Here is a 9,380-nt window from a genome sequence, read left to right on the forward strand (position 1 = left end):
ACACGTGCTCAAGCAGTACGAGCGTACTGGAAACTGGTGGGCGGCCCTCAGCCGGCCTCGGTCGGCGCTGGCATGATCACCAGATGCCGCTGAGCCGCATCCTCGGGTCTATCACGGTCACCGCGCTCACCGACGGCGAGGGGCCATTCTTCCAACCCCGCGCGGAGGCGTTCCCCGGCGCCACGCCGGCACACTGGCGCGCGGCCGACCTGCGGGACCCGACCTCCGTGACCGCCGACGGGCGGTGGTGGCTGCCGTTCCGCAGCTTCGCGATCCGCGCCGGGGACGGCCCGGTGACCCTGGTCGACGCGGGGATCGGTCCGGCCGGCTCGCCCGCCGCGAGCTGGGCGCCGGTGCCCGGCCGGCTGCCGGCGGAACTCGCCGCCGCCGGCATCGACCCGGCCGACGTACGCACGGTGGTGCTCACCCACCTGCACAGCGACCACGTCGGTTGGGCGGTCACCGGCTCGCCGGGCGCGCCGTACTTCCCGAACGCCGACTACCTGCTCCAGCGGGCCGAGCTGGCCGCCGTGGGGCAGCTCAACCCGGGGCTGTCGGCCGGCCTGGTCGCGCCCCTGCGCGCCGCCGGCCAGCTCCGGGTGGTCGAGGGCGAGGAGGATCTGGATCCGACGGTACGGCTGCTGCCGACGCCGGGGCACACGCCCGGGCACCAGTCGGTGCTGCTGACGGTCGGCGACGAGCGGCTGCTGCTCACCGGCGACCTGCTGGTGCACGCCGTGCAACTGGTCGACCCCGAGCTGGCGTACGCCCACGAGGAGGACCCCGAGACGGCGCGCGCCTCGCGGGTGGGGCTGCTGCGCGACCTGGCCGCGGGCGGGCCCGCGGTGCTCGCCACCCCGCACCTGGGCGAGGCGTTCGTCACGCTGTAGGGAAACGTCGAGGGGGCACGCCGGCGGACCGGCGTGCCCCCTCGACGGGTGACGGATCACATGGAGGCGACGTCGCCCTGCTTGGCGCGGACAGCCTCGGCGGCCTCCTTCAGGCTGGCCAGCTCGTCGGCGTCCAGGTCGGTCTCGACGACCCGCTTGACGCCCTCGGCGCCGATCGCGGCCTCGACGCCCAGGTAGACGCCGGAGATGCCGTACTCGCCGTCGACCCAGGCGCAGACCGGCATGACCTCGCCGGAGTCCTCCGCGACGGCCTTCGCCATCCGGGCGGCGGCGGCCGACGGCGCGTAGTACGCGGAACCGGTCTTGAGCAGCGCGACCACCTCGGCGCCACCGTTGCGGGTCTTGACGACCAGCTCCTCGATCTGCTCGGCCGGCATCGCCTCACGCAACGGCTTGCCGTCGACCGTGCTCTGCGACGGCACCGGCACCATCGTGTCGCCGTGCGAGCCGAGGGTCAGCGTCTTCACCGACTTCACCGGTACGTTCAGCGCCTCGGCCACGAAGTTGCTGAACCGGGCGGTGTCCAGCATGCCGGCCTGGCCGAGCACCCGGTTCTTCGGGAACTGGGTGGCGAGCTGGGCCAGCGCGGTCATCTCGTCCAGCGGGTTGGACACGACGATGACGACGGCGTTCGGCGCGTACTTGGCGACGTTCTCGGACACCTGGCGGACGATCTTGGCGTTGGTCTCCAGCAGGTCCATCCGGCTCATGCCCGGCTTGCGCGGCAGGCCGGCCGTGATCACGACGACGTCCGAGCCCTCGATCGCCTCGTAGCCCTCGCCGTTCGGGCCGGTGGTCGCGCCGACCACCTTGGTCTCGAAGCCCTCGATCGCACGCGACTGGTTGAGGTCCAGGGCGAGACCGGCGGGCTTGCCCTCCACGATGTCGGTGATCACGACGGTGTCGAAGACGTCGTACTCGGCCAGGCGCTGTGCGGTGGTGGAGCCGTAGAAGCCAGCCCCGACGACAGTGACCTTCTTACCCATGGTCGTCCCACTCCCTGCTACCAGTCGGTTTTCCGGACCGTATCAGTCATCCTGGCACCGATTCGGCCAGGGGCGGACGGTTATGACCCCGACGGGCGCCTGGCACGAAAGGAAGGGACCCCTCCTCTACCTCAGGCGATAGGAAGGTGCCCTTCCTAACGCGTCAGCCGCGTTCGGCCCGCTCCACGACGTTGGTCAGCAGCATCGCGCGGGTCATCGGACCGACGCCGCCCGGCATGGGCACCAGTTTGCCGGCCACCTCCGCCGTCTCCGGGGCGACGTCGCCGGTGTAGCGGCCCTTGCCGTCCGGCCCGATGACCCGGGTGATGCCGACGTCGACCACGACCGCGCCCGGCGTGACCATGTCGGCAGTGAGCAGGCCCGGCACGCCGGCGGCCACGATCACGATGTCGGCGGCCCGGGTGTGCGCGGCCAGGTCGAGGGTGCCGGTGTGGCAGAGGGTCACGGTGGCGTTCTCGCTGCGCCGGGTGAGCAGCAGGCCGAGCGGGCGGCCGACGGTGTTGCCGCGACCGACCACGGCGACCGTCGCGCCGCGCAGCGCCACGTCGTGCCGGCGCAGCAGCTCGACGATGCCGCGCGGGGTGCAGGGCAGCGGGCCGTCGTAGCCGAGCACGAGCCGGCCGAGGTTGACCGGGTGCAGGCCGTCGGCGTCCTTGTCGGGGTCGATCAGCTCCAGCACCCGCTGGGTGTCGAGGTGACCCGGCAGCGGTAGCTGGACGATGTAGCCGTGGCAGGCCGGGTCCGCGTTCAACTCGGCGAGCACCGCGTCGACCTGCTCCTGGGTCGCGTCGGCCGGCAGTTCCCGACGGATCGAGGCGATGCCCACCTCGGCGCAGTCCCGGTGCTTGCCGTTGACGTACGCCTGGGAGCCCGGGTCGGCACCGACCAGGACGGTGCCCAGCCCGGGGGTGATACCGCGTTCCGCCAGTGCCTTGACCCGTGTCCGCAGCTCGTCCTTGATCTCGGCCGCGGTCGCCTTGCCGTCCAGAAGCGTCGCCGTCACGCCCAGATCGTCTCACGGTCGACGGCCGGTGATCCCCTGACCTGCGGCAGCCCCACCGGGGAGCACGGGCCGCCACGGCTCGCCCGTCGGTCGGGGCAGGCCCAGCCAGGCGGGCCGACCGTCACGCAGTCACGAAGAGTCACGTGCCCTTAGTCACTGTGAGTGATAAGCGGTGGGTCCTCCGGCGGCGGAAACCGGACGTCGGGGGCGCCGGACGCACACGGGACCACATTCGGGACGCGGCGGCGAAGGCCGGGCCGGACAGGCGCGCGAGAGCCCGCCCGGGTCGAGAGCGTACGCAGCCCAGGCGCCATTTTCGGGCTTCCGGCTTTACCAGGTGCAGGCCGATTCGCCAAGACCTTCCCCGGCACTCCGTTATCGGTTCGCAACCCGGCCGTTGCCGATCGCCCACCGGCGACCTACCGTTGCCCATCGTTGCGCAGCGTAAACCCAGCGCCGGGCCTGACTGCGCATCGTGAGGAGATGAGGAGGCTACATGCGTGTTCGTAGGCTCGCTGCCTGGACCGCCCTCCCGCTCGCGGTGACCCTGGGCCTGGTGGCCTGCGGCTCGGGCGGCGACGGTGGATCCGGCGAGAGCAACCCCGACGCGGCCGTGCGGATCGAGATCGCCGAGCCGCAGCACCTGGTGCCGACCAACACCAACGAGACGAGCGGCTCCCAGGTGCTCTCCGCCCTGTTCAGCCCGCTGGTCGACTACGACGAGGCCAACATGCCCCACGAGGTGGCGGCCGAGTCGGTGACGTCCGAGGACAACACGACCTGGACGGTCAAGCTGAAGGACGGCTACACCTTCCACAACGGCGAGAAGGTCGTCGCCGACAACTACATCGACGCCTGGAACTACGGCTCGTACGCCCCCAACGGCCAGAACTCCAGCTACTTCTTCGAGAAGATCGCCGGCTACGAGGACCTGCAGGGCGAGACCCCGAAGGCCAAGACGCTCACGGGGCTGAAGAAGGTCGACGACCTGACCTTCACCGTCACGCTGTCCCAGCCGTACAGCGAGTTCAAGACCATGCTCGGCTACACGGCCTTCTACCCGATGCCGAAGGCCGCGTTCTCCGCGCCGGGCGTGCTGGCCGAGTCCTACGAGCAGGCGCCGGTCGGTCAGGGTCCGTTCAAGATGAAGGGCACCTGGCAGCACGACGCCAAGGTCGAGGTCGAGCGGTACGACGCCTTCCCCGGCGAGAAGCCGAAGGTGGCCGGGGTCGAGTTCCGGATCTACCAGCAGCCGACCGCCGCGTACGCGGACGTGCTCTCGGACAACCTGGACGTCATCAAGACCATCCCGACCGAGAACCTCTCGACGGCCGGCACCGACCTCGGTGACCGGTTCAAGCAGAGCCCCGCCTCGTCGCTCCAGGTGCTGTCCTTCCCGACGTTCCAGGAGGAGTTCAGCAACCCGGACGTGCGCAAGGCCATCTCGATGGCGATCGACCGGGACGAGATCACCAAGTCGATCTTCAAGGACTCGCAGCAGCCGGCCCGCTCGTTCGTCTCGCCGGTCGTCTCGGGCTACCGCGAGAACACCATCGGCGAGGCCGGCGAGTTCGACCCGGCCAAGGCCAAGGCGCTGTACCAGGCCGCGGGTGGCCCGGCGAAGATCGAGCTGTCCTACAACGGCGACGGCGGCCACAAGGACTGGATCGACGCGACCTGCAACCAGCTCAAGACCAACCTGGGCGTTGACTGCGTGGGCACCGCCGAGCCGAAGTTCGCGGACCTGCTGACCAAGCTCAAGGCCAAGCAGCCCGTCGGCCTGTTCCGGATGGGCTGGGTCATGGACTACCCGTCCATGGAGAACTACCTGGGCCCGCTGTACAGCAGCAACGGCTCGTCGAACTACTACGGCTACAACAACCCCGAGTTCGACAAGCTGGTCGCCGAGGGCAGCACCGCCGCGAACGAGGAAGAGGCGATCAAGAAGTACCAGGCGGCGGAGGACCTGCTGGCGGAGGACCTGCCGGTGATCCCGCTGCGGTACGGCCAGAACAACTTCGGCCACTCGACCAAGGTCAAGAACGTGGAGATGGATCTCTTCGACCGGATCGACCTGCTGAAGATCGAGGCCGTCAAGTAACAGAAGGGCAAGGCAGGGCGGGTCGGGCCATCGGCGGACGGTGGCCCGACCCGCCCTCTTTTCTGCCCTTTTTCAGAGAGACTGCCAGGTATGTTCCGCTTCATTCTGCGGCGCCTGCTCCAGATGGTCCTCGCGTTCTTCGGGACCACACTGATCGTGTACGCGCTGATGTTCGCCGGCCAGGGCGACCCCATCCAGGCGCTCGCCGGGGAACGCCCGGTCACGGCCGCGCAGCGGGCATACCTGACGGAGAAGTTCCACCTCGACCGGACCGGGGTCGGCGGCTTCTTCTACCGGTACTTCGACTACCTCAAGAACCTGCTCCAGGGGGATCTCGGCCAGTCCCTCACCGGACGCTCGATCGGCGACATCCTGGTCGCCGCCTGGCCGGTCACGGTCAAGCTGGCGCTGATCGCCATGGCGGTCACCATCGTCTTCGGGGTGACCGCGGGCGTGCTCGCCGGCATCCGGCGGGCCAGCCTCTTCGACAACTCGACGCTGCTGCTGACCCTGCTCGTGCTCGGCATCCCGACGATCGTGCTCGCGCCGCTGGCGCAGTACCTCCTCGGCGTCAAGTGGCAGCTCTTCCCGGCCACCGCCGGCGCCGACCCGGACCTGTACGCGCTGCTGCTGCCCGGCATCGTGCTCGGCTCGCTCTCACTGGCCACCGCGTTGCGGCTGACCCGGACGTCGGTGGCGGAGAACCTCCGCGCCGACTACGTCCGCACCGCACGGTCGAAGGGTCTGGTCAGGAGGCGGATCGTCAGCGTCCACGTGCTGCGCAACTCGCTCATCCCGGTGGTCACCTTCCTCGGCGTCGAACTGGGCAACCTGATGAGCGGCGCGATCATCACCGAGGGCGTGTTCAACATCCCCGGTGTCGGCTTCAACCTCTTCCGCGGCATCCGCACCGAGGACGGCCCGCTGGTGGTGGGCATCGTCAGCGTGCTCGTCGTGGTCTACCTCGTCTCCAACCTGGTGGTGGACGTCCTGTACGCCGTACTCGACCCGAGGATCCGCTATGAGTGAGCGCAGCGAACGAATCGGCAGCGCAGTGTTTCCTGCCGGCGCCGAGCGCAGCGAGGTACGGGCATGAGTGACTTCGAGACCGTCGCAGCCAGCGAGAACCAGGCCGCGCGGCGGGGACCGTCGGGTGAGCCGGGCGCGCCGAGCCAGGTCGGCGTACCGCAGAAGCCCCGCAGCCTGGCCGGCGACGCCTGGCGTGACCTGCGCCGCAAGCCGATCTTCTGGATCAGCCTGGTCCTGGTGGTGCTGGTCGCCGCCATGGCCGCCGTCCCCGGCCTGTTCACCACGAACGACCCGCGCGACTGCGTGCTGTCCCGGCAGCACGCCGGCCCGTCGGGCGGGGCGATCTTCGGGTACGACTTCCAGGGCTGTGACACGTACTCCCGGGCGGTGTACGGCGCCCGCGCGTCGCTGCTGGTCGGCGCGCTCTCCGCGCTGCTCACCGGCCTGATCGCGCTCCTCGTCGGGATGCTGGCCGGCTACTTCGGCCGCTGGGTCGACGCGGTGCTCTCCCGGGTGATCGACATCGTGCTCGGCATCCCGCTCCTGCTCGCCGCGATCGTGCTGCTCAAGCGGGTGAACAGCGACAGCTCGGCGGTCCGGATCGGCGCGGTGATCTTCGTGCTGGCGGTGCTCGGCTGGACCACCGCCGCCCGCGTCGTCCGCTCCTCGGTGATCACCGCCAAGGAGCAGGACTACGTCGCGGCGGCCCGGATGCTCGGCGCCGGCGACGGCCGGATCATGCTGCGGCACATCCTGCCCAACGCGCTCGCCCCCGCGATCGTGGTGCTGACCATCGCCCTCGGCTCGTTCATCTCCGCCGAGGCGACACTGAGCTTCCTCGGCATCGGGCTCAAGGCGCCGACCATCTCCTGGGGCATCGACATCGACGCGGGCCGGGTGCACATGCGGGAGGCGGTCACCCCGCTGCTGGTCCCCTCGACCTTCCTCGCGCTGACGGTGCTGGCGTTCATCATGCTCGGCGACGCGATCCGCGACGCCTTCGACCCGAAACTCCGCTGAGCCCCGCAGTCGCGAGCGAAAGGCAGAAACAGTGAGCCAGTCCGCCGTCCGACCGACGCCGGCCTCCCCGACACCCGAGGGTGGCCACCTGCTGGACGTACGGGACCTGCACGTCGAGTTCCGCACCGGCGAGGGCGTGGCCAGGGTGATCAACGGGGTCTCGTACCACCTGGATCCCGGGGAGACGCTCGCCGTGCTCGGCGAGTCCGGCTCCGGCAAGTCCGTCACCGCGCAGGCGATCATGGGCATCCTCGACACTCCCCCGGCGGTGATCCGCTCCGGCGAGATCCTCTACCAGGGGCGGGACCTGCTGACGCTGCCCGAGGAGCGGCGCCGGCAGGTACGCGGCAAGGAGATCGCGATGATCTTCCAGGACGCCCTGTCCGCGTTGAACCCCGTCTTTCCGGTGGGCTGGCAGATCGGTGAGACGCTGCGCCAGCGCGAGGGCATGTCGAAGGCCGACACCCGCAGGCGGGTCGTCGAGCTGATGGATCTGGTGCGGATCCCGGGGGCCGCCGGCCGGCTCGGCGACTACCCGCACCAGTTCTCCGGCGGCATGCGGCAACGCGTCATGATCGCGATGGCGCTGGCCATGAACCCGAAGGTGCTGATCGCCGACGAGCCGACCACGGCCCTGGACGTCACCGTGCAGGCCCAGATCATGGACCTGCTGGCCGACCTGCGCCGCGACCTCCACATGGCGATGATCCTGATCACCCACGACCTCGGCGTGGTCGCCGGCGTCGCGGACCGGATCGCGGTCATGTACGCGGGCCGGATCGTCGAGCACGCCGACGTCCGCTCGCTGTACCGGGCGCCGGCCCACCCGTACACGAAGGGGTTGCTGGAGTCGATCCCGAGGCTGGACGTCCGGGGTCAGGAGCTCTCCACCATCAGGGGCCTGCCGCCCAACCTGATGCGGATCCCCTCCGGCTGTCCCTTCCACCCCCGGTGCCCGTACGTGCAGCAGGTCTGCGTCGACGTGGTGCCCCACGACCTGGTCCTCGGCGACGGCCGGACCAGCGCGTGCCACTTCGCGCAGGAGGTCCGTGATGACAGCGCCCGCTAGCCCGACCAAGGTCCGGGGCGAGACGATCCTCGCCGTCGACGATCTCGTCAAGCACTTCCCGATCCGCCGGGGTGTGCTGTTCCAGAAACAGGTCGGCGCCGTCAAGGCCGTCGACGGGGTCAGCTTCGAGTTACGCCGGGGCGAGACCCTCGGGGTCGTCGGCGAGTCCGGCTGCGGCAAGTCCACCCTGGCCCGGCTGCTCATGCGGCTGGAGACGCCGACCGCGGGTCGGGCCACCCTGGAGGGCAGGGACCTGTTCTCCGCCTCCGGTGCCGAGCTGCGCCGGCTGCGGCGCAACATGCAGATGGTCATGCAGGACCCGTACACCTCGCTGAACCCGCGCATGACGGTCGGCGACATCATCGGCGAGCCGTTCGAGATCCACCCGGACGCCGCGCCGAAGGGCAGCCGGCAGACGCGGGTACGGGAACTGGTCGACGTGGTCGGCCTGAACCCGGAGCACATCAACCGGTACCCGCACCAGTTCTCCGGCGGTCAGCGGCAGCGCATCGGCATCGCCCGGGCGCTCGCCCTGCGGCCCGAGATCATCGTCTGCGACGAACCGGTCTCCGCCCTGGACGTGTCGATCCAGGCGCAGGTGATCAACCTGCTGGAGAAGCTCCAGGACGAGTTCGGCCTGTCGTACATCTTCATCGCGCACGACCTGTCGGTGGTCCGGCACATCTCCGACCGGGTCGCGGTCATGTACCTCGGCAAGATCGTGGAGATCGGCACCGAGGACGAGATCTACGAGCGGGCCACCCACCCGTACACCCAGGCGCTGCTCTCGGCCGTGCCCGTGCCGGACCCGGAGGCCCGCGACCAGCGCACCATGATCCGGCTCACCGGCGACGTGCCGAGCCCGGCCGACCCGCCGAGCGGCTGCCACTTCCGCACCCGCTGCTGGAAGGCGCAGGAGGTCTGCGCCATCCAGGAACCCCACACGGTCCTCCGCGCGGCCGACCCACACCCCTCGGCCTGCCACTTCGCCGAACTCCCTCCCACCCCCTGACCCTCCCCCACGCCCTCTCTCCCCGCGCCCTGCGTCCCACAGCTCCTCTCCCCCGCGATCTTGCAGTTTGTGCCCGCAGATTGCGCACTTAGTCCGGTATGCCGGGGCACAAAGTGCAAGATCGCGGGAGAGGGCGCGCCCCTTCCCGCCCAGCCACAGCGACCCGCCGATGCTGGCGGCCGTCTCGACCACGGAGCAGTACACGCCGCCGTGCTGGATCCCGAACGG

General features: G+C 70.1%; 8 protein-coding genes and 1 pseudogene. 6 read left to right on the forward strand and 3 right to left on the reverse strand.

The features are described from left to right. Positions 1–83: 83 nt before the first annotated feature. Entirely contained in the window at positions 84–890 is an 807-nt protein-coding gene (locus tag ABZ809_RS17975; RefSeq protein WP_357563617.1) for an MBL fold metallo-hydrolase, read from the forward strand. 56 nt (positions 891–946) lie between these two features. Here ABZ809_RS17975 and mdh read toward each other — a convergent pair whose 3' ends face one another. Beyond that, positions 947–1,897 (reverse strand): malate dehydrogenase, encoded by a 951-nt coding sequence (mdh, locus tag ABZ809_RS17980; protein WP_357563618.1) that lies wholly within the window; start codon positions 1,895–1,897, stop codon positions 947–949. A 163-nt stretch (positions 1,898–2,060) separates the two neighbouring features. Beyond that, on the reverse strand, positions 2,061–2,921 hold the full coding sequence (locus tag ABZ809_RS17985) for a bifunctional methylenetetrahydrofolate dehydrogenase/methenyltetrahydrofolate cyclohydrolase (protein ID WP_357563619.1): 861 nt from the start codon (positions 2,919–2,921) through the stop codon (positions 2,061–2,063). A gap of 496 nt (positions 2,922–3,417) precedes the next feature. Here ABZ809_RS17985 and ABZ809_RS17990 point away from each other — a divergent pair, with 496 nt between their 5' ends. The 5 genes from ABZ809_RS17990 (at position 3,418) to ABZ809_RS18010 (ending at position 9,152) form a co-directional block, all read left to right on the forward strand. Next, positions 3,418–5,022: an ABC transporter substrate-binding protein gene (locus ABZ809_RS17990; protein WP_357563620.1), complete on the forward strand. Its 1,605-nt coding sequence runs from the start codon at positions 3,418–3,420 to the stop codon at positions 5,020–5,022. Positions 5,023–5,112: 90 nt separating this feature from the next. Then, positions 5,113–6,051 carry an ABC transporter permease gene (locus ABZ809_RS17995; protein WP_357563621.1) on the forward strand — a complete coding sequence of 313 codons (939 nt, stop codon included), beginning with the start codon at positions 5,113–5,115 and terminating at the stop codon, positions 6,049–6,051. Positions 6,052–6,114: 63 nt separating this feature from the next. Continuing rightward, on the forward strand, positions 6,115–7,071 hold the full coding sequence (locus tag ABZ809_RS18000; RefSeq protein WP_357563622.1) for an ABC transporter permease: 957 nt from the start codon (positions 6,115–6,117) through the stop codon (positions 7,069–7,071). Positions 7,072–7,102: 31 nt separating this feature from the next. Then, positions 7,103–8,140: an ABC transporter ATP-binding protein gene (locus ABZ809_RS18005; protein WP_357563623.1), complete on the forward strand. Its 1,038-nt coding sequence runs from the start codon at positions 7,103–7,105 to the stop codon at positions 8,138–8,140. Then, a complete protein-coding gene (locus ABZ809_RS18010) occupies positions 8,124–9,152 on the forward strand; it encodes a dipeptide ABC transporter ATP-binding protein (protein WP_357563624.1) in 1,029 nt (342 codons plus the stop codon). Before ABZ809_RS18005 ends, ABZ809_RS18010 begins: the two co-directional genes overlap by 17 nt. 135 nt (positions 9,153–9,287) lie before the next feature. Here the strand turns inward: ABZ809_RS18010 and ABZ809_RS18015 are convergent. Next, positions 9,288–9,380, reverse strand: a pseudogene (locus tag ABZ809_RS18015) (thioesterase); the annotation flags it as partial.

Source organism: Micromonospora sp. NPDC047074, assembly GCF_040643815.1.
Lineage (GTDB): Bacteria > Actinomycetota > Actinomycetes > Mycobacteriales > Micromonosporaceae > Micromonospora.

Coding starts and splice junctions, on each gene's coding strand:
- ABZ809_RS17975 (WP_357563617.1), top strand. CDS start 84: ATGCCGCTGAGCCGCATCCTCGGGTCTATCACGGTCACCGCGCTCACC.
- mdh (WP_357563618.1), bottom strand. CDS start 1,897: ATGGGTAAGAAGGTCACTGTCGTCGGGGCTGGCTTCTACGGCTCCACC.
- ABZ809_RS17990 (WP_357563620.1), top strand. CDS start 3,418: ATGCGTGTTCGTAGGCTCGCTGCCTGGACCGCCCTCCCGCTCGCGGTG.
- ABZ809_RS17995 (WP_357563621.1), top strand. CDS start 5,113: ATGTTCCGCTTCATTCTGCGGCGCCTGCTCCAGATGGTCCTCGCGTTC.
- ABZ809_RS18000 (WP_357563622.1), top strand. CDS start 6,115: ATGAGTGACTTCGAGACCGTCGCAGCCAGCGAGAACCAGGCCGCGCGG.
- ABZ809_RS18010 (WP_357563624.1), top strand. CDS start 8,124: ATGACAGCGCCCGCTAGCCCGACCAAGGTCCGGGGCGAGACGATCCTC.